Source organism: Marinobacter sediminum (assembly GCF_023657445.1).
Lineage (GTDB): Bacteria > Pseudomonadota > Gammaproteobacteria > Pseudomonadales > Oleiphilaceae > Marinobacter > Marinobacter sediminum_A.
On the sequence record NZ_JAGTWY010000001.1, the window covers coordinates 2156705 to 2175463 of the forward strand.

The window sequence follows — 18759 nt, forward strand, 5'->3', positions numbered from 1 at the left end:
GCTCAGCCCGGCTTCCGGGCAACATATACGGTGTTGAACGATTCCCTGTTCTGGAACGGATTAAAAAAGGTCACCACATGGCAAGCCACATCGGTGAACACTTCCCGAAGCACCGCCATGAATTCGTCATCTTCGCCTTCATTGGACCACATGGCAAAGATTCCCCGCGGCTTCAGCTGTCGGGCCATCTGTCGAATGTTGTTCGTGGTATAGAAGCTGGCGTTGGAGTCATGCAACAAGGCCCGGGGCGAGTGATCAATGTCCAGTAGGATGGCATCAAACGTTTTGCCGGGAGCTTCCGGGTCAAAACCACCGGCTTCCGGCTCGGCAATCGCCAGGTCGAAGAAGCTGCCATGGACATAGCGGCTGCGGGCATCGGCATTGATGTCCTTGCCAAGCGGCACTAGCTCCTGCTGGTGCCAGCCGATGACCGGCTCCAGGTATTCGACAATCAACAGCTCGCCCACCCGCTCGTGCTTGAGTGCAGCCACGGCGGTATAGCCCAGCCCCAGACCGCCGACAACCACACTGAGGTCGTCGCCTTCGGTTTCGTTCAGGCCGAGGTCCGACAGGGCGACCTCGGCATCCACGAACATGCTGGACATCAGGAATTCTTCGCCGAGCTTTACCTCGAAGATATCGCGCTCGCCAATCGCAGGAATCCTTCGGCGCCGGAGGGTGATCTCGCCGATTTCGGAGGGTTGGCTGTCAATTTGCTCGAAAAGCAGTCCCACGGTTTTGCCTCTTTGTCTTCGATGGTGGCTGGCCTTAGGCCTTTTCTACGTTCACTCCGTGCTATCGCAGCTGGCTACCCCCTCCCAAAACCCGCTCAAGCACGTCCATGTGGCGCTTGAGCTCCGCCATCCATGGCTCCGCACAGTTTTGGGAGGGGCTAGCCACCTGCTCTTTGTTCTACTCCCCAGTATTCTCCGGAGCGTTAATACAACTGAGCAGGATATTCCGCATTTTCTGAGCACCCAGTTCGTCCATCAGCTCGATGTTTCTTTGCGGAATGCTATCTACGTCCGGATAACTTTCAATCGCAGCTTCCAGACTGGCTTCACGCAATAGGTGAAGCATCGGGTATGGGGAACGATTGGTATAGTTCTCCGCAGAGCCCGGCTCCGTGCCCTCAAACTGGTAGTCCGGGTGGAAACTGGCGATCTGGTAGATGCCGTCCATATCCAGGTACGCCAACAGCCCATCGGCTGCATCCAGAAACTCATTGTAGGGCGCGAAGTCCTTCAATACATCCGGATGAATCAACAGGGTAGTTTCAATGTCGGGCTCGTATTGCAAACGCTGGAGTTCGGAATGTAGGGCCTGCAGGAGTTCGTCTTCCGTCTCGGCTTCAGAAACGACAAACCGCACCCGGTTCCGAACCAGTTCCTTCTTGGCAAACGGACATAGATTGTAGCCGACCACAACATCTTCGACCCATTTGCGGGTTGCGTTAATAATCTCTGTCTCAGCCATGTTCTCTTCTCTTACAGATTTGAGGGCCACGCAAAGGGTTAAAGGTACCCCTGACTCCGAAGATAGTCGTCATAAGACCCACTGAAATCCGTAACCCCATCGGCCTTAAGCTCAATAATGCGGGTCGCCAAAGAAGATACAAACTCCCGGTCATGACTCACAAAGATCAGTGTGCCCGGATAATTCTCCAGCGCCAGGTTCAGCGCCTCGATGGACTCCATATCCAGGTGGTTCGTGGGCTCGTCCATCAGCATAACGTTAGGCTTCTGCAGGATCAGCTTGCCAAACAGCATCCGGCCCTGCTCACCACCAGAGATGACCCGTACAGATTTGCCGATGTCGTCGCCGGAGAACAGCATACGGCCGAGAGTGCCCCGCACCAGCTGTTCGCCGCCAGTGGTCCACTGGGCCATCCAGTCGGTGAGGGTTTCGTCTTCGGCGAAGTCGGCGGTATGGTCCTGGGCGTAGTAGCCAACCTCGGCGCTATCGGTCCATTTCACCTCGCCGTCATCCGGCTCATAGGCACCGGCCATGCATTGCAGCAGCGTGGTTTTACCGATGCCATTGGGCCCGATGATCGCCACCCGCTCACCGGCTTCCACCTGCAGGTTCAGCTTGTCGAACAGAGGTTTGTTATCAAAGCCTTTGGTCAGATCCTTCAGGGTCACTGCCTGGCGATGCAGTTTCTTACCCTGTTCGAAGCGGATAAACGGGCTGACACGGCTGGACGGCTTCACCTCTTCCAGCTGAATCTTGTCGATCTGGCGGGCCCGGGAGGTGGCTTGTTTTGCCTTTGAGGCGTTGGCTGAGAAACGGCTGACGAACTGTTGCAATTCGGCAATCTGCGCCTTCTTCTTGGCGTTGTCAGCATGCATGCGCTCACGGGCCTGGGTGGCTGCAGTCATGTACTCATCGTAGTTGCCAGGGAACAGGCGCAGCTCGCCATAGTCCAGATCCGCCATGTGTGTGCACACACTGTTCAGGAAGTGGCGGTCGTGGGAGATGATGATCATGGTGCTGTTCCGGGCCACCAGGATGTTTTCCAGCCAGCGAATGGTGTTGATATCCAGGTGGTTGGTGGGCTCATCCAGCAACAGTACATCAGGATCAGAGAACAGGGCCTGGGCCAGCAACACCCGCAGCTTCCAGCCCGGTGCCAGGGCACTCATGGGGCCGTCATGCTCCTCCAGAGGGATTTCGAGGCCCAACAGCAACTCGCCGGCACGGGCTTCAGCGGTATAACCATCCATTTCGGCGAACTGGACTTCCAGGTCCGCCACGGCCATGCCGTCTTCCTCGCTCATTTCGGCCTGGGAATAGATCCGGTCCCGTTCCTTTTTCGCCTGCCAGAGTTCTTCGTGGCCCATGATCACGGTATCCATCACCGTGCACTCTTCGTAGGCAAACTGATCCTGACGCAGCTTACCCAAGCGAACGTTCGGTTCCAGCATCACCTGGCCGGCGGAGGGTTCAAGATCGCCACCGAGAATCTTCATCAACGTGGATTTTCCACAACCGTTGGCGCCAATCAGGCCGTAACGGTTGCCATTGCCGAATTTGGCAGACACATTTTCAAACAGGGGCCTGGCCCCGAACTGCATGGTGATATTGGCGGTGGAGATCAAGAAACAAACCTATAGACGTGGGGCCGGTTCTGGCACCGGCGAAATAAAGCCGGCATTGTACAGGTTTGCAGGGGGTAACGTGAGGCCGCAGAAACACGGATAAAAACCGCTTGCCTCCGGCTAATGGTACGGGCAGCATTCCCCCTCTGAAGTCCCCATTCATTTTATTTAAGGATACTGACCATGGCACAGGCAACCGCACGCCACATTCTGGTAGACAGCGAAGCAAAATGTGAAGAACTGAAGAAAGCCATTGAGGGTGGCCAGGATTTCGCCGAAGTGGCGAAACAGCATTCCTCCTGCCCATCCGGCCGTAACGGCGGGGACCTGGGTTCTTTCGGCCCGGGCCAGATGGTTCCGGAATTCGACAAGGCTGTATTCAACAGCGAACTGAACACCGTGCTCGGACCAATCAAGACCCAGTTCGGATATCACCTGCTGGAAGTGACCAGCCGCAGCTGATGAGTTCCGGAGCGATCCAGGAGCGCGCCCTGGGCGGCTGGCAACTGCGTGTTCTGGCCGTGGTGGGCGTTCTCTTTATTGCCCCATTACTTTTCATCGGCGGTCCGGAATGGACAGCCAGCCCGCTTTACAAGTCAGCATGGAACCTCGGCCATATCGGCCTTTTCGCCATATTCACCTTTGCGCTCCAACCATGGCGGCGGCTCAGGGGCTGGTCGATGTGGCTGGCAATGACCACTGTCGTTTTGTTGGCGGGAATCCTTATCGAAGTTCTGCAGTCCGGATTAAACCGGCAAGCGGACTGGCACGACGTTCTGAGAAACCTTATCGGCACCTGGCTGGTTCTCGCCTGGCAGCCCTATCTGTCCCGCCAACCCCGAGAATACAGCCAATCCCGCACCCTGGCCGCCCTCAGCGCCCTGTTACTGGTGGTTGAACTCGGCTCTACAGGCCTGGTCGCGATCCGGCAGTTTCAAGTCAGCCACCAACTACCGATGCTATACGACTTCCAGCAGGAGGATCCCGCACCTTTTTGGAGTGGCCGGCTTACCCCATCGATCAGTCATGCCCGAAACCACAGCCAGAGCCTTCGGATTAACCTGGGCACAGAGACCTACTCTGGCGTGTCTCTCAATAACCTCCCAGCCGACTGGCGTGGCTACAAAAAACTCGTAATCACTTTATATAATCCCGGCCCGGAAGCACTGAAACTGACCCTGCGAGTCAATGATGTGGAACACGACCTGGGCGAAAACGCCTACAACGATCGCTACAACACCCGGCTGATCCTAGAACCGCAGTTCAGTACCTTTACCCTCGACCTTGGGGATATCAAAAGCGCGCCGGCTCACAGATCCATGGACATGGACAACGTGCGAAGACTGGGGCTTTTTGCCACCCGACTGTCCGAACCAGAGACTGTTTACCTGCTGGAATTGCGACTTGAATGATCAAGCGTCCAGGGGTTGGACGTAATCGGCTCGACTCCGTGCGCCGTGACGAGAATCGTTTCGCTACAGCCTATGCCCCACTGGCCAGGGACACGGAGGCAGATCGGCAGGTGAAACACCATGCCCGGTTTAAAGTCAACATTTCCACCTCTGGCGATAAATCCCGATCCCTCTACCCAGGAAGGGGGAAACTGGGCGCCCACGGTGTAGCCAAACACGCCTGAGAAAAACACGTCGTCAGCCAGGGGAGCAAGCGCTTTTTCCGCCGCCTGCGCGGCCGTATCAAAGGTCACACCGGGTTTGACCGTCGCCAGCAGCGCATCAACAACTCGGCGACAGCCATCAAACACCCGCCCCATCTCCGCTGACGGCGTTCCGGCCACAACCGTCTGCATCATCGGTGCGGTGTACCGATGCCACGCGGCCCCAAACTCCAGAAAGACCGGCTCATCCTGCTCGATCCGGCATCGTTTATGGTTGGTATGAATAACACTGCTTCGGCGACCGGTGGTCACGATGGGCTGCATACTCATGAATTCACTGCCAGCCTCCAGCAAAGCCCTGGCGCCAGCCGCAGCAATATCATTGTCCGTTGCACCGGGGCGCACTTCGGCCACAGCCGCCTTCAAACCCTCACCAGTAATCCTCGCACTCTGACGGAGATATTCGATTTCCGACGGAGATTTAACGATACGGATCTTTTTCACAAGACCGCCGCTGTCAATAAAGCGAACACTGGATAGCCGGGCTTTCAGCCCTTCAAGAACACCCTGTCGGAGCGACCCGTGCCACGAATCAATACCGACAATATCCGCGGAACCATTCAACGCATCAATTAACGGGGACAGTACTTCGCCGATACCTTCCCAACGGTACCCTGTGACCCTGGCGACACGTGTTGTCACCATAGCTGGTCCCATTTCGATTGACGGAACCTGAAGCAACAGAGACGAGCTGGTGACCAGCAGAGCCACATGAACCGATACTTCAAAGGTGCTGTAGCCAGTGAGGTAAAAGATATCGGAAGGATCAGTCAGCAACAGGGCATCCATGTCCTCACCGGCCATTCGCTCCCTGACTCTGGCGAGCCGCCGATCAAACTCTTCTGCAGCAAAAGGACACTCGGAGCCTCGCAGCTCCGGGGGCAACGCTTTCTGGTAGGCATTGAAATCCATGGGCGCAATCCTCAGTCGCCTGTAAGTATGAAGAGTGGACCCAAACTCGCAGTTGTACAACTTTCAGGTATAACAACCGAAATCCATTCCAGGATGAAAGCTTTCTGTATCGCCCTGTTTACTGACTGCCTTTTGGTGCCGGAGAAAGAAACCGGGCGAGCTGAGCACCAACGGACTCAATCGGGTCGGTAATTGCCTGCTGAATGCTCTCGGTAACCACTTTCGAAAATGCGGTTCCGGCCGGGCTTTCCAGAAAATCCAGGTACAGATTCATTTCCTGGGCGCCAATGCCCTCATACGTATAGAGATAGCTGTCATAAACCTGCTGGCCAACAACCCCTCGCAACATGCTGCGCTGATCTTCAATGCCCTGTTTAAGCTGATCGTAATGCACTGAATCACTGCTAAACGCTGCCATGGCCGTAGCCAGTCCCAGCTGCACCGCGATGGTCGTATCTACTGCGCTTTCCGTCGCCCGGGAAGCACGATCAAACCGGTCAAACATGCGGGCCCTGTCGGTCCCCTTGTACTTCCGGTTCAGTTCCGGCGCCCGCGCCTGAATGTTTTGCCAGGCCGAGGGTGCCGAGGCCGCAATCTCGGCCGCCGAAATCTTTCTTGCCACCGGCGTCTCATACCATTCACCGACGGCTTCAAGCTGTTTGTCGCTGAGCCGTTCCTCGAGGCCTTCCACAATTTGCTGTTCTATTTGTGCGGCGCTGAAGCTACTGCTGACCACATGGCCAATGGTCTCTGCCACCATGGGCGGCATCTGCCCACTGCGCTTTAATCCTTCTCGAATACCCTGGCTCATCATGGCCGGATACTGGGCAACGATGTCATCAATCGGCGATACTGCCAGAACCTTCCGTGCATCGGGAGCAGCCATGGCGGGGCTGGCAACCAACAGACCAGCGACTAAAAGAGGTTTAACTAGGGTAACAAGCTTCATTTATCTATCATCCCGTTATGTGGATGCCCCGTTTATGACACGTGTGCCGCTATTTCAGCAAGAAAACCATGGGCTCCGGAGATGACAGTTTGGTAGGGAAATTCAGGAAGCCATGGCGCAGGCCCCGGCGGCGGCGCCAGACAGGCTTTAATTTGTGGCGATCACGCGCAAAATGGTACGGGCTACCGGTACTCGGGCTCCTTATTGGCACCTGGGCAACCCTGCGTTTTAGCCTGCTGGCTCCAGGGCCGCCAGCCAACGCTGACAATATGTGCGAGATCTTCCGGGAACACCCGGTCTGGTATGACTATGCCCGGGAGTCTGAGCGACGGTGGGGCACGCCGATCGCCACTCAAATGGCATTCGTCTATTACGAGTCATCCTTTCGCAGCCATGCCAAGCCTCCCAGAACCCGTCTCTGGGGTTTCATTCCATGGACACGGCCCACAACCGCCTATGGCTACGCCCAGGCGCTGGATCCCGCCTGGGGTGAATACCTCGAAGCAAACGGGGATGGCTGGTTTACCGTTCGAACGGATATGGAACACGCCCTTGATTTTGTCGGCTGGTACAATCATCTGACACATCGGCAGCTAGGGATTCCCTTTTACAACCCACGGAAACTCTATCTGGCCTACCACGAGGGACGAGGTGGCTTTAGCCGGCAGTCCTATGCCCAAAAACCGGATGTCACAGCCCTCGCAGCCCGAGTGCAAACCCGGGCCTTCCGTTACGATATCCAGCTCAAGACCTGCGAGCAGGAGTTCCAGTGCTGGCGCTGGTATCAGTTCTGGCCTTTCTGCGGCTGAGCCCTTCAGAGCGTTACGCTGATCTCAATCGACGATTCAAGGGCCTGAAGCCGTTCCACCAGGTATTCCATGACGATCCGGACCCTGGCCATCTGCTGAGTGTCCTGGTTAACGTGCAACCAGAGGTCCACGCTCTCCCCTTCCAGAGGAGCCGACAACCGGCGAAGCTCTTTGGCACTTTCGCCAAGGTAACAAGGCAACACCGCCAGGCCCGCATCCGCCCTTACCAGCGCATACATGGATTGCAGACTGTTGCATCGGATGAATGACCTGGCATTCTTGAGCTGTTTTCGGTACCAGCGGCCCGTGGCAAGATGGCTGAACGTTTCATCCGGAACAATCCAGAGGCAATCCTCCGGCCTGTTCTCAATATCCATTTCGCGGTGGCGTCGACAGTACCGGGCGGAACCGTAGACCGCAGACTCAATGGCGGCGATCCGTTGGCCTTCCAGCGTCGCCTGAGGCCTATTTTCAGGACGCAGAGTGAGGTCCGCTTCCCGGTGGCTCAGGTTGGCGACATCATTATCCGTCAACACTTCCAGCTCTATATCAGGAAACTCCCGAACCAGCTCAGCCAGGATCGGGCTGAGCACTTCGTTCATCATCGAATCCTCGGCCGCCAGCCGGACCTTACCGACCGGAGCCGAGTCCTGCCCTACAAGCTTGCGCTCAAGATTTTCCATTACAACTGCCAGTTTTTCAGCCTCTCGAAAGGCCGTCTCCCCCACAGGGGTCAGTTGTAATCCGTCCCTGTTACGTTCGAAAAACTGCACACCCAGCGACTCTTCCATCTGGTCAAGTCGACGTAAAACAGTGGTTTGGTGCACACCCAGCAATTCCCCGGCCTTGGCAAGCGTTCCACCTAGTGCCAGGGCGCGTACAAAACGAAGATAATCCCAGTCCATAATTACTGCATATTTGCAACATGAGTACGGATTTTAACGTATTCAAACTGCAAAAAAGAACCCTTATAGTCTGTTTGAAATTAAAGATAGATCGCTAACTAGTTCAATCCACCATACAAAGGAGGAAGGCGTTATGACTCAGAACCATATCGCAACCGTACACCCCCTGCCGTCCAGCATCCTCCACAACAGTGTTGAGGCCCGGCGCCAGCATACCCGTGCTGCATCAAAGCAGGCGGCCCAGTTTATCAGCCGCAAATTGCGCTCCTGGAACAGGAAAACCGCAACCGTTACTCCAGATATGACTCAGCTCCACGGCGGTCACTGAACCTTATCTGAAGACACACAGGCTGCGGAAGGCTAGTTAAGATGCATAGGGATTTGATAACGCGCCGGTGGCACCTCAAGGAGCCGCCGGCGTTTTACGTTGTGGGGATCAGAATTCCCAGACAACCTTCCTCTTCTCGTTAAACCACTCGTCCATCTTGCGAGTGTAAAACTCCTCAATCACATTCCGTTTGATTTTCATGGTGGGCGTCAACATACCGTTTTCCATGGTCCACGGCTCGCTGACCACTACCAAAAAAGCCAGTTTTTCATGGGCCTCGCACTCCGCGTTCACGGCGTCCAGCTCAGCCGCCAGCTCCCGGTCCAGTTCTTCACGATCCCCCCCCGCCTCCAACTCATCCCGGGCTTCCTCTGACAGCAACACCATCAGGCAGGGCTGCGGCTGGTTGGCACCGGCCACACAGACCACCTCGGCCTTTGGATGGTTGAACCGGTTCTCGATAGGTACCGGCACCACATACTTGCCCTTCGAGGTTTTAAAGAGATCCTTGACCCGGCCAGTGATACGGAGGCAGCCATCGCTATCGATTTCGCCCATGTCACCGGTTTTCAAAAAGCCATCGTCGGTAACGTCTTCCCGGGTTTTCTCCTCGTTCTTGTAATAGCCCAGCATTTGTCCGGGGCTTTTAACCTGAACTTCTCCACCTTCGCCAATGCGATGCTCCACACCGGGATTAGCCATACCCACCGACCCCGCTTTTGCCTGGCCCGGTCGATTCGCGTGGGAATAGCCGAAATTCTCGGACATTCCGTAAACCTCCAGCAACTCCAGCCCCAGGCCCCGATACCAGCCGATAATCTCGGCAGACAATGGAGCCGCGCCAGTCAGCGCAGCGCGACAGTGATCAAGCCCGAGCTGTTTGAGCACCTTTTTCTTAACCAGGGAGCGCACAATCGGGATACTGAACAACAACTTTTGCTTTTTCGGCGGTAACTTTGCGTTTATGCCGAGATAGAACTTCATCCACAGGCGCGGCACAGAAAAGAACAACGTGGGACGGGCCCGTTGCAGATCCTGCTGGAACGTGTCCAGGGAGCCGGCGAAGTACAGATGAAATCCGTAATACAACGACTGGGTTTCCACGGCTGCCCTCTCCGCCACGTGTGCGAGGGGCAAATACGACAACATGCGTTCATCCGAAGACACCGGGAACAGCTGTTGCAGCCCGTCGGCCACCGATATCATGGTACGAAAACTGTGCATCACTCCTTTGGGCCTGCCAGTACTGCCGGAGGTATAGACCATGGTCGCCAGGTCATCAGGATCTGGCATTTTCAGCTCCGCCGGCTGGTTCTGCGCGACAATATCAAGCCATTTGGGCGTATCGTCCCTGGGCGACATCGGCAGGGAAATAATGGGCAGGTCTGCGGGGATATGCCCCTTGATGTCGTTCCAGCCATCCGCCGTACCATCCATTTTTCCCAGAAACATCAGTTTTGCCTCACTGTGTTCCAGGACATACCCGGCCGTATCCCCATTCAGGGTCGGATACAAGGGTACCGACACATGCCCGGCCGCCCAGATGGCCAGGTCCGCAAGAACCCAGTGTGCGCTGTTCTTGCCCAGAATCGCGATGTTGCTGCGCTCCGGCAAGTCCAGATTGATCAGGTGGCCCGCCATTCGGGACACCTGATCTGCAGCGTCTTTCCAGGTGATGTCTTCTAGGTGCCCGTCCGCAAACGGCTGGGTCAGGTATACGTTGTCGGGGGTGGTTTCTGCCCAGTAATAAAGGCAATGCAGGGATGTCTGTTTCCGGGGATCTACCGCCATGCATGGCTCCTGATTATTGTTGTAATAGTGTTGTTGTCATGGGTGATACTTTAATAATAGCGGGATTCCCAAGGTGCTCAATAACAACAACACCCAGCGGACTGATCAATCCGCCTCCTTCTGAGAACTGGCTCTCACTTTGTTTCGTGACATCAATCAAGGATGGTCTAGAGTGAAGAGTGACTCGTATGCAATGGCATCACTTTAGGAGGTGACTATGAGTACACCCGCTCGCTCTTCCCTGATCTTCCCGGCCTGGGGCCTTATCCTGTTCGGCTCCGGTGCTTTTCTTTATTGTGCTTATGCTGGACTTCTGGGCTCCTGATCAGGCCTGAAACGGCCTGTTACTAACGGCGAAACCGGGTTTCCAGAACCACTGCGGAATTCGTTCGCTCTACGCCCTCAAGGTTGCCGATACCATCCAGGACAGCGCTCAGCTCCTCCAGGGACTGGGCCTGTACGATCGCAATCAGATCATACTCACCGCTCACTGAAAAAAGCTGTGATACCTGGCTGATACCTTCCAGAGCTGAATTGGTTCGTGCCGTCAGTTTCTGCATGACTTTTATCGACACATGAGCCTCGACCTGGTTGGCCGAAAACTCTCCTCCCAGCATTACCGAATAGCCCCGTATAACCCCATTGGCCTCAAGGCGAGCAATACGGTTCTGAACCGTTGATCGCGACAGATGCAGGGTTTTGGCCAACTCTGTGATGCTGACCCTCGCATTCTGCCGGAGCAACATCAGCAGCTTCTGATCCTGTTTTCCGATCATTTTGCTTATCCATTTTGTCGTTTCGTTAAAAGCATAAACCATTTAGCTCATTTTGAAACTGCAAACTGACGGATTATAGCTTCATACTGTGCAAAAACATCCCAAGGACGCAGGTCATGATTGTTCGCCCCATTGCCCATAGAGATCTCGACACGCTCCAACAGATCGCCATCGAATCAGGCCCGGGATTTACCTCGCTGATGCCCGATCGGGATGCACTGACCCGGAAAATCGAACACTCAATTTCCAGCTTTGGCCGGAACGTCTCCCATCCCACCGACGAACACTATCTGTTTGTGCTGGAGGACGAATCGAGCGGGGAAATCATGGGCACGACCGGCATTGAAGCCGCTGTTGGACACTCCCGGCCGCTCTATCATTTTCGTCGTAACGCGGTTACCCATCACTCCCGGGACCTGGGCCTGCGTCGAAACGTGGAAACCCTGACCCGTTGCAATCATTATGTTGGGTGCACTGAAATCTGTTCCCTTTATCTGCGTCCGCAGTTCCGCCAGGGCTATGCTGGAAAGCTGTTGTCACGGGTCCGTTTCCTGTTTATGGCACTTCATCCCGAGCGTTTCTCCGACACGGTGATTGCGGAGATGCGCGGCGTGTCCGATGCATCTGGCCAGTCGCCTTTCTGGGACTGGGTGAAAGCCCACTTCGTGGATATGGATTTCGCATCGGCTACCAGCCTGGCCGGGGCAGGCTATACCGACTTCATTGATGAACTGATGCCCTCACACCCTTTGTACAGCTGCCTGATGAGCCCGGAAGCCAGAGCAGTAATCAGTCAGGTGCACGAGCATACCCGGCCGGCATTGCGCATGCTTGAAGGCGAGGGTTTCAGGCATAAGGGCCTGGTTGATCTGTTCGATGCGGGCCCCACGTTAGAATGTCCGCTTGCCAGCATTCGCAGTATATGTGACTCCAGAATCTGGACGGTGGAGACTTACGCTGAGAATGCGCCGGTCGCCGAATTCCGCAGCCGCCGGCAGACATGGATTGATACACCCCTACTTATAACCAATACTGAGACGACCGGTTTCCGCGCCACAGTTATGACCGCAGCTCATACGCGGCGAAACACTGAAACCCTGATTCTGCCCCGCACCCATGCCACTGGGCTTGGGCTGGACAATGGCAGCATCTGCCGCGCACTGCCCCTGGTTGGCCAAAGCCAAAATGCACCAGCAGGCATCGAACAGATTTATCCGGAGGTTCAATATGCACACTGATCGCAACTCCCTTTTCGACCAGCTCTGGCAGAGCTATGAAGCGGTGACGCCCTCGGCCGCCGAGATCCATCGAATTCTGGGTGCCAAAGAGGGGGATGCCATCGTCAATGATCACATTGCACTGCGCACCTTCAATTTACCCCCGGTTGGACTGGACGCACTCGCCGAACACTTTCTCACCCTTGGCTATCGCCAGGGCGGTGAATATCACTTTGAAGCCAAGAAGCTCTATGCACGGCACTATGAGCATCCGGACCCGGAGGCGCCAAAGGTCTTTATTTCTGAATTGCTGGTAGAACAGTGTTCACCGGAGCTGCAGGCGGCGGTAAAGAACCTGGTTGCACAGGTTTCCCCTGAGAGCGTCACCGCTGACAATTTTCTGTATTCCGGTCGACATTGGGATGTGGATTACGACACCTACCGGAAACTGCTGGAGGAAAGCGAGTACGCGGCGTGGATGGCAGCGTGGGGTTATCGGGCGAATCATTTCACCGTCAGCATTAATCACCTGGAGCGCTTTGAGACTGTTGAACAGATCAATCAGCTTCTCAAGGATAGCGGTTATACCGTCAATGCCTCCGGAGGCGAAGTGAAAGGATCACCAGAGGACCTGCTGGAGCAGTCATCCACCATGGCTGATCGCGTGCCAGTCCGGTTTTCGGACCAGGAAATAACTATTCCCAGCTGCTTTTACGAGTTTGCCCTGCGCTATCCAAAGGCCGACGGCGCTCTTTACAGCGGATTTGTCGCTGCCTCGGCAGACAAGATTTTCGAGAGCACCAACGCAGCCATGTAAGGTACTCGCGAAGAGGGCCCTGGCTCAGGACCAGCCTTCTTCGCCCAGTAAAGGCACGAACCGGACGCCTCCGAAATTGTCACTGTGGAATTCGGTTTCCGAAACCCGAACAACTCTTCGCAGTGACTGCACCGAGTGCTCGGAACCCACCGGAATAACCAGATGACCACCGATGGCCAACTGTTGTTTGAGGGTTTCGGGAATAGTGGGAGCACCCGCCGCCACGCATATGCCATCAAATGGCGCGTGTTCCTGCCAGCCCAGAGTGCCATCGCCGCAGCGGACCTCCACATTGTCATAGCCTTCAGCAGCCAGTGTGTGGGCCGCCCGTTCAGCCAATTCCGGAATGCGCTCAATACTGAATACACGGGACGCGATACATGCGAGCACTGCCGCTGCATAGCCCGACCCTGTCCCTATATCCAGAATCCGCTCCCCACCCTCCAGGCCCAGCGCTTCCGCCATCAGCGCAACAATATAAGGCTGTGAGATGGTCTGCCCGGCACCAATGGGCAGGGGGCCATCTTCGTAGGCGCAGTCGATCATCCTGGGCGTGACAAACCTTTCTCTGGGCACCCGCCTCATCGCCTCTATCACCAGCGGCGAAGAGATGCCCCTGGCGACAATCTGATAATCCACCATCGAGGCCCGCTGAGCCTCAAAATCCACTTGTTCGTTCATGACTTGCCTCCTGAATCAAAGGCCGCTTACCGACCGTTACAAAGGAGCAACTTTTTTACAACGGTGCGCCCCACCCTCACTGTCTACTTTTTAAACATGGCACGCCGGACAGGCAACCATTCGGCAGCCACACAACAACAAAAATCTGACAGCCGGGAGAAGCTCCATGCCCGCTGCCAAGGAGGAAAACATGTCAGCATCCATCAATCACCTTGAGGAGCAGACCAGGGAATCATCCGAACTGCTCGAAGACATCATGCCATCAGCAATCACCCTCGCCATGATGCTGCGCCATAAAAAAATGGCGGCATGGCTACGCACAGAATTCGATGGTTATCAGGACAAGGAGTCCGCACCACCCTATCGCCGGGACCTACCCGGACATATCGTAGCCCGCTCCCCACAGTATGGCTGGATTCCCGCACCAGTAAACGATCAACAGGGAAAGGAATACGGCCATCTCGATCTCATTGAGGGCACAAAAGCACTGGAGAAAATCTGTGTAAACAGCAAGAAGGGAGACGGAAACCGGATACTCCTCGACAAGGAAGACATGGTGGCACTGCAAAAGCAGATCAACCTGAGCGCCGAACTGGCTATCAACCTGAGCCGCGAGGCCTACTGCCGACTGTTAAGAACGGTCAGGGGCACAATTTACCTGTGGACACAGGAATTGATGAGAAAGGGACTGGAAGGCGAACATAACCATTACAGCACTGAAGAACGGAGCCTGGTGGCCGACCAGGATGCCCCCCAACACTTCTGGCGCAAGGCAATGGAGGAGCTGGACAACCTGCCGGTTCCAGACGTGAAATCGGCCGGATTTTTCGAGCGGGTTTTTGGTCGGGCCGGTTAAGCGGCCCATTACCTCAGGCCAGAACGCTGAACATACCAATGCTGCTGACAATCAGCAGCACGGTTCCGAGCACCTGGAAAAACACCGGCGTTTCTGCCCGAAGAATACGGTCGTGGAAACGAAGGCCAATGACATGTCCTACCGCGGCGCAGGGAAGCAACCAAAGATGATGAATCAGTTGCAAATCGACGCCTGCCCATACGAATGCGCCCATTTTGATAAAAACCAGAATAAACCAGAGTGCGAACAGGGTATCCCGAAGCTTCTCTTTCGGTAGGTGCTGCGCCGCAACGGCAATGATCAGGGGAGCGCCGATCAGGGACGTACCACTGATATAACCACCCACCATGAGAAACAGCGTATCCACCGCTTTGCTGCCACTTCGGAACGGTTTGTTGACGATATAGGACACCGAATACAAGCCGACAATCACGAAGATGATGGCGCTGAGGATATCGCCAGGCATGGTTATCAGGCCAAACACCCCGACCAGCTTGGGCACGATCATGATCGCAAGAATGCGCCAGAGATAACGCCAGTCAACCGTTCCCTCTGTTTTCATGCCGGCTGAATCGGGGCGCTTCCGATTATTCATCCAAATGGTCAAAGAAGAAAACACCAGCAGGTGTACGGCAATGATCGGCAAGAAAATCAAAGGCTGGTCGAGTACCAGCAAAAGGAAGGGTAACGACAAAACAGCCCCACCGAACCCAAGCCCGGAGCGTACAAATCCACTCCAGACGAAGATAACAGCAATCAAAACATACTGGGCAATGCCGAGATCGGACATAACTTCCTTTTTTACTGAATATTGACTCCAGTTATTTGAAATAGCGCCGATATATTCAGTGAGCTACAAACTGGACGGATATTGATTAAACCCCGGAGAATAATAATGGCCCTGTCCTGGAAACAGAAGTTTACCTTCCTGATTGCAGCCACCTTCGTGGGCCTTGCTATTGCGCTAGCGGCCTCGCTGAGTGGCCTCAGCAAAGTGTCAGAAGCGTATGAAGCACGCAGCCAGGCCAGGTCCTACGAAACGGCTTCGTTGCACCTGATGAACGATTGGCTTAACGCAGATCGTCTCAGCGAAAACCTGACTCCGGATACGGTCGACTCCTTCCAGAACCAACTCGCATCGCTGGAAACACAGGCCGGCGAACTGCCAACCGCAGCGGCAAAGCTCTCAGACCCATCCATCGCCGAAACAGCGGCGGAAATCCACGATGCCGTCAACAACTATACAGAACTGCGGCGAGAGTGGCTGGGGCTGAGCCAAACACTGGGCCTGACCAACAGCAATGGTCTGAAAGCGAAAATGGCCGGTATTGTTGAGAGTGACCTCCGGGAAATCAGCATTTCCATCTTCAACGATGACATCAACATCATCGCCTCCAATTACCGGGACTACCTGGACACCTTCGACACCTCCTATGCCGAGAAAACCCGCGAAGCATTGGCTCGCATGCAGGCAGTGGTTAAAGATATGGATTGGCAGGAGATCGAAATGGGCCAATCTGTTCAGGGGTTCGCCGACGCTTTTGCGGAGTCTGACAACATCGTCAAGATCATTGCAGGTCTTGAAACCAGGCTTGAGACGATCGGGGCTGACATTCGTGCAATGATTATCAGCCAGGGTAAATCCCTTCGCACCGGCATCATTGCATCCACCAGCGCCCAGGCGGAAGAAGCCCGTACGGCGTCTTCCTGGCTTATCATTGCAACATCCGCAGCCGTTCTGATTGTGCTTATTCTTACGCTGACCGCTGCATCGCGTACCCTGGTCAGGCGTCTGAACGAAGTCGTTGAGCTGCTGACCCGCGTCGCCTCGGGTGATCTCAGCCAACGCCTCCAACCAGGCAGCAATACCAGGGACGAATTCAATCGCCTCGGCACAGCTACCAACAAAATGCTGGATGATGTCTCCAGCGTCATCGGACAGGTTGTGGAAGGCAACAGAACCCTGTCCAGCCTCCAGGGTGAGCTGGATTCCCTGGTTGTACAGCTGGGCCGAAACGGTGAACAGGTAGAGGGTGAAACCGAGCAGACAGCCACGGCCGTTCAGGAAATTTCCCACACCGCGATCGATATTGCCCAGTATACCCAGTCCGTCAACGAAGCGGCCCAGAGCGCCAACGGTGCAGCCCAGTCCGGTGCAAAGGTTGTCAAGCGCAGCGCCGACAGCATGAGTGCTCTTGCCGAGCGCATCCAGCAAACCCATGACCAGATCGGCCAGCTCAGCAAAACCGGTGAAAAGGTCAACTCCATTGTGGATGTAATTAACAGCCTGGCCGAACAGACCAACCTGCTGGCTCTGAATGCAGCCATTGAAGCAGCCCGGGCGGGCGAGGCAGGCCGAGGGTTCTCCGTAGTAGCGGATGAAGTCCGGTCACTGGCTGAAAAAACCGTATCGGCCACCAATGGCATTGCCGAAATTGTGGATTCCCTGAACCGGGAGACGTCTGCCATCACAACCATGATGAAGGAAGGGCTCCACTCTGCCGGCGAAGGCGAGAAAAGCGCCGAGGAAGCCGCACAGGCGATCGACCAGATTACCGGCTCCATCAATCAACTGGCCGGGGACATGAACCAGGTAGTGTCTTCTGTCGATGGCATTTCCACCACCACCGAGGAAATCGCCCAGAAAGTAGAGCAGATTCATGGCCATACCCGTGAAACTGCAGATATCCGGCAGCAACTCAATGCCCATATCGAACGGCTATCCGCACAAACCGCCTCACTAACCCAGGCGTCTCAGGGTTTCCGCCTGTAGAAACAACCGCCAAACCACCACCCCTTGCGCGTCATCTGCCGCAAGGGTAGCATGACCAGTACTGTACATATAAACAGTATCTGGTGCCTTCATGAAAACACGTGCGACCGACCTCAATCCTCATAACCGCTTTCAGCCCATTGCCACGGATCGGGACTTTGACGACGGCTGGTATCAGGCTCCGGAAGACGACCTGAATCCCGACTCACTGGCAACCGAGGTGATGGACGAACAGGTGCGTAGCATCATTAGCCGGAACTCCTCGCCGGATGTGCCGTTCGACCAGTCCATTAACCCCTACCGTGGCTGTGAGCACGCCTGCATTTACTGCTTTGCGCGGCCAACCCACGCGTACTGGGATATGTCTCCGGGCCTGGATTTCGAAACCCGGCTTATTGCCAAGGCAAATGCTGCGCGAACATTAAGGAATGAGCTGGACAAGCCCGGCTACAAGGTCTCACCCATCGCTCTGGGCATGAATACCGATGCCTACCAGCCTTTGGAGCGCGAGCGGCGGATCACCCGTCAACTGCTTGAGGTCCTGGCGGAATATCGCCATCCGGTTTCTATCATTACCAAGGGAGCCCTTATCCTGAGGGATCTCGATTTACTCTCGGAGCTTGCCAGCCAGAACCTGTGTTCGGTCAGCATCAGCCTGACTACCTTGAGCAATGATCTTAAAAGGCGCATGGAACCAAGAACCGCAGCACCTTCAACGCGCCTGAAAATAATCGAACAACTCTCGTCAGCCGGCGTACCCACCGGAATCATTCTGGGGCCAGTGATCCCGTTCATAAACGACCAGGAAATCGAAGCCATACTAACGGCCGCAGCATCAGCCGGCGCAACCCGTGCCAGCTGGATCATGCTGCGATTACCACTGGAGCTGGACGAACTGTTTCAGGATTGGCTGCACCGGCACTTCCCCCAGCGAGCCAACCACGTGATGAACCGAATCCGTGATTTACGGGGCGGCAGAAGCTATGACTCCGATTTCGGGCGCAGAATGACGGGTACCGGCCCCTATGCCGATCTGATTCGCCAGCGCTTCTCGAAAAAGGCCAGGCAACTTGGCATGAACCTGCATAAGCCCGAATCGCTACGAAGCGATTTATTCAGAAGACCCGCCGGAGAACAAATGGGGTTATGGTAAAATTCAGGTACACCGT

19 protein-coding genes are annotated in these 18759 nt (G+C 55.5%); 9 read left to right on the forward strand and 10 right to left on the reverse strand.

The annotated features are described in order from the left end of the window. Positions 1-2 precede the first annotated feature (2 nt). The 3 genes from KFJ24_RS10230 to KFJ24_RS10240 form a co-directional block, all read right to left on the reverse strand. A complete protein-coding gene (locus tag KFJ24_RS10230; protein ID WP_250830977.1) occupies positions 3-734 on the reverse strand; it encodes a spermidine synthase in 732 nt (243 codons plus the stop codon). Between the two features lie 178 nt (positions 735-912). Further along, positions 913-1476, reverse strand: coding sequence for a DUF1415 domain-containing protein (locus tag KFJ24_RS10235; RefSeq protein WP_250830978.1), 564 nt, complete (start codon positions 1474-1476; stop codon positions 913-915). A 38-nt stretch (positions 1477-1514) separates the two neighbouring features. Continuing rightward, positions 1515-3101 (reverse strand): ABC-F family ATPase, encoded by a 1587-nt coding sequence (locus tag KFJ24_RS10240; protein WP_250830979.1) that lies wholly within the window; start codon positions 3099-3101, stop codon positions 1515-1517. A gap of 183 nt (positions 3102-3284) precedes the next feature. On the opposite strand from KFJ24_RS10240, the gene KFJ24_RS10245 reads away from it, so the two are divergent. Together KFJ24_RS10245 and KFJ24_RS10250 are read left to right on the forward strand one after the other, a co-directional pair. Continuing rightward, the gene (locus KFJ24_RS10245; RefSeq protein WP_070964993.1) at positions 3285-3563 is read left to right on the forward strand and encodes a peptidylprolyl isomerase; all 279 of its coding nucleotides are present in this window, start codon (positions 3285-3287) and stop codon (positions 3561-3563) included. After that, entirely contained in the window at positions 3563-4513 is a 951-nt protein-coding gene (locus KFJ24_RS10250; protein WP_250830980.1) for a succinyl-CoA synthetase subunit beta, read from the forward strand. The genes KFJ24_RS10245 and KFJ24_RS10250 overlap by 1 nt, the downstream gene beginning before the upstream one ends. Here KFJ24_RS10250 and KFJ24_RS10255 read toward each other — a convergent pair. Beyond that, positions 4486-5688, reverse strand: a complete 1203-nt coding sequence (locus KFJ24_RS10255; RefSeq protein ID WP_250830981.1) for a M24 family metallopeptidase — start codon at positions 5686-5688, stop codon at positions 4486-4488. The two genes, KFJ24_RS10250 and KFJ24_RS10255, sit on opposite strands and share 28 nt — an antisense overlap. Before the next feature lie 118 nt (positions 5689-5806). Further along, positions 5807-6637, reverse strand: a complete 831-nt coding sequence (locus KFJ24_RS10260) for a DUF2059 domain-containing protein (protein WP_250830982.1) — start codon at positions 6635-6637, stop codon at positions 5807-5809. 152 nt (positions 6638-6789) lie between these two features. Here KFJ24_RS10260 and KFJ24_RS10265 point away from each other — a divergent pair, with 152 nt between their 5' ends. Next, complete coding sequence (locus KFJ24_RS10265) at positions 6790-7446, forward strand: lysozyme-like domain containing protein (protein WP_250830983.1); 657 nt, start codon at positions 6790-6792, stop codon at positions 7444-7446. A gap of 5 nt (positions 7447-7451) precedes the next feature. Here KFJ24_RS10265 and KFJ24_RS10270 read toward each other — a convergent pair whose 3' ends face one another. Beyond that, the gene (locus KFJ24_RS10270) at positions 7452-8351 is read right to left on the reverse strand and encodes a LysR family transcriptional regulator (RefSeq protein WP_250830984.1); all 900 of its coding nucleotides are present in this window, start codon (positions 8349-8351) and stop codon (positions 7452-7454) included. Between the two features lie 133 nt (positions 8352-8484). Between KFJ24_RS10270 and KFJ24_RS10275 the strand changes: the two genes are divergently transcribed. Next, complete coding sequence (locus KFJ24_RS10275; RefSeq protein WP_250830985.1) at positions 8485-8679, forward strand: hypothetical protein; 195 nt, start codon at positions 8485-8487, stop codon at positions 8677-8679. Positions 8680-8787: 108 nt separating this feature from the next. On the opposite strand, the gene KFJ24_RS10280 is transcribed toward KFJ24_RS10275, so the two are convergent. Both KFJ24_RS10280 and KFJ24_RS10285 read right to left on the reverse strand, forming a co-directional pair. Beyond that, positions 8788-10470: an AMP-binding protein gene (locus tag KFJ24_RS10280; protein ID WP_250830986.1), complete on the reverse strand. Its 1683-nt coding sequence runs from the start codon at positions 10468-10470 to the stop codon at positions 8788-8790. Between the two features lie 347 nt (positions 10471-10817). Next, entirely contained in the window at positions 10818-11246 is a 429-nt protein-coding gene (locus KFJ24_RS10285) for an Lrp/AsnC family transcriptional regulator (RefSeq protein ID WP_250830987.1), read from the reverse strand. Between the two features lie 116 nt (positions 11247-11362). Between KFJ24_RS10285 and KFJ24_RS10290 the strand changes: the two genes are divergently transcribed. Both KFJ24_RS10290 and KFJ24_RS10295 read left to right on the forward strand, forming a co-directional pair. Continuing rightward, positions 11363-12484 (forward strand): arginine N-succinyltransferase, encoded by a 1122-nt coding sequence (locus KFJ24_RS10290; protein ID WP_250830988.1) that lies wholly within the window; start codon positions 11363-11365, stop codon positions 12482-12484. Beyond that, positions 12474-13280 (forward strand): DUF1338 domain-containing protein, encoded by an 807-nt coding sequence (locus KFJ24_RS10295; protein ID WP_250830989.1) that lies wholly within the window; start codon positions 12474-12476, stop codon positions 13278-13280. Before KFJ24_RS10290 ends, KFJ24_RS10295 begins: the two co-directional genes overlap by 11 nt. 24 nt (positions 13281-13304) lie before the next feature. On the opposite strand, the gene KFJ24_RS10300 is transcribed toward KFJ24_RS10295, so the two are convergent. Further along, positions 13305-13961 carry a protein-L-isoaspartate(D-aspartate) O-methyltransferase gene (locus KFJ24_RS10300; RefSeq protein ID WP_250830990.1) on the reverse strand — a complete coding sequence of 219 codons (657 nt, stop codon included), beginning with the start codon at positions 13959-13961 and terminating at the stop codon, positions 13305-13307. A gap of 190 nt (positions 13962-14151) precedes the next feature. Between KFJ24_RS10300 and KFJ24_RS10305 the strand changes: the two genes are divergently transcribed. Continuing rightward, positions 14152-14817: a hypothetical protein gene (locus KFJ24_RS10305; protein ID WP_250830991.1), complete on the forward strand. Its 666-nt coding sequence runs from the start codon at positions 14152-14154 to the stop codon at positions 14815-14817. A gap of 13 nt (positions 14818-14830) precedes the next feature. Here the strand turns inward: KFJ24_RS10305 and KFJ24_RS10310 are convergent, their stop codons facing one another. Further along, on the reverse strand, positions 14831-15607 hold the full coding sequence (locus KFJ24_RS10310) for a TSUP family transporter (protein ID WP_250830992.1): 777 nt from the start codon (positions 15605-15607) through the stop codon (positions 14831-14833). 105 nt (positions 15608-15712) lie between these two features. On the opposite strand from KFJ24_RS10310, the gene KFJ24_RS10315 reads away from it, so the two are divergent. Continuing rightward, complete coding sequence (locus tag KFJ24_RS10315; RefSeq protein ID WP_250830993.1) at positions 15713-17590, forward strand: methyl-accepting chemotaxis protein; 1878 nt, start codon at positions 15713-15715, stop codon at positions 17588-17590. Positions 17591-17681: 91 nt separating this feature from the next. Next, positions 17682-18743 carry a PA0069 family radical SAM protein gene (locus KFJ24_RS10320; RefSeq protein WP_250830994.1) on the forward strand — a complete coding sequence of 354 codons (1062 nt, stop codon included), beginning with the start codon at positions 17682-17684 and terminating at the stop codon, positions 18741-18743. Positions 18744-18759: the final 16 nt, after the last annotated feature.

Excerpts from the sequence above, each read along its gene's own strand:
- KFJ24_RS10235 (WP_250830978.1), bottom strand. The coding sequence starts at position 1,476 with ATGGCTGAGACAGAGATTATTAACGCAACCCGCAAATGGGTCGAAGAT.
- KFJ24_RS10245 (WP_070964993.1), top strand. The coding sequence starts at position 3,285 with ATGGCACAGGCAACCGCACGCCACATTCTGGTAGACAGCGAAGCAAAA.
- KFJ24_RS10250 (WP_250830980.1), top strand. The coding sequence starts at position 3,563 with ATGAGTTCCGGAGCGATCCAGGAGCGCGCCCTGGGCGGCTGGCAACTG.
- KFJ24_RS10255 (WP_250830981.1), bottom strand. The coding sequence starts at position 5,688 with ATGGATTTCAATGCCTACCAGAAAGCGTTGCCCCCGGAGCTGCGAGGC.
- KFJ24_RS10260 (WP_250830982.1), bottom strand. The coding sequence starts at position 6,637 with ATGAAGCTTGTTACCCTAGTTAAACCTCTTTTAGTCGCTGGTCTGTTG.
- KFJ24_RS10270 (WP_250830984.1), bottom strand. The coding sequence starts at position 8,351 with ATGGACTGGGATTATCTTCGTTTTGTACGCGCCCTGGCACTAGGTGGA.
- KFJ24_RS10275 (WP_250830985.1), top strand. The coding sequence starts at position 8,485 with ATGACTCAGAACCATATCGCAACCGTACACCCCCTGCCGTCCAGCATC.
- KFJ24_RS10280 (WP_250830986.1), bottom strand. The coding sequence starts at position 10,470 with ATGGCGGTAGATCCCCGGAAACAGACATCCCTGCATTGCCTTTATTAC.
- KFJ24_RS10285 (WP_250830987.1), bottom strand. The coding sequence starts at position 11,246 with ATGATCGGAAAACAGGATCAGAAGCTGCTGATGTTGCTCCGGCAGAAT.
- KFJ24_RS10290 (WP_250830988.1), top strand. The coding sequence starts at position 11,363 with ATGATTGTTCGCCCCATTGCCCATAGAGATCTCGACACGCTCCAACAG.
- KFJ24_RS10295 (WP_250830989.1), top strand. The coding sequence starts at position 12,474 with ATGCACACTGATCGCAACTCCCTTTTCGACCAGCTCTGGCAGAGCTAT.
- KFJ24_RS10300 (WP_250830990.1), bottom strand. The coding sequence starts at position 13,961 with ATGAACGAACAAGTGGATTTTGAGGCTCAGCGGGCCTCGATGGTGGAT.
- KFJ24_RS10305 (WP_250830991.1), top strand. The coding sequence starts at position 14,152 with ATGTCAGCATCCATCAATCACCTTGAGGAGCAGACCAGGGAATCATCC.
- KFJ24_RS10310 (WP_250830992.1), bottom strand. The coding sequence starts at position 15,607 with ATGTCCGATCTCGGCATTGCCCAGTATGTTTTGATTGCTGTTATCTTC.
- KFJ24_RS10315 (WP_250830993.1), top strand. The coding sequence starts at position 15,713 with ATGGCCCTGTCCTGGAAACAGAAGTTTACCTTCCTGATTGCAGCCACC.
- KFJ24_RS10320 (WP_250830994.1), top strand. The coding sequence starts at position 17,682 with ATGAAAACACGTGCGACCGACCTCAATCCTCATAACCGCTTTCAGCCC.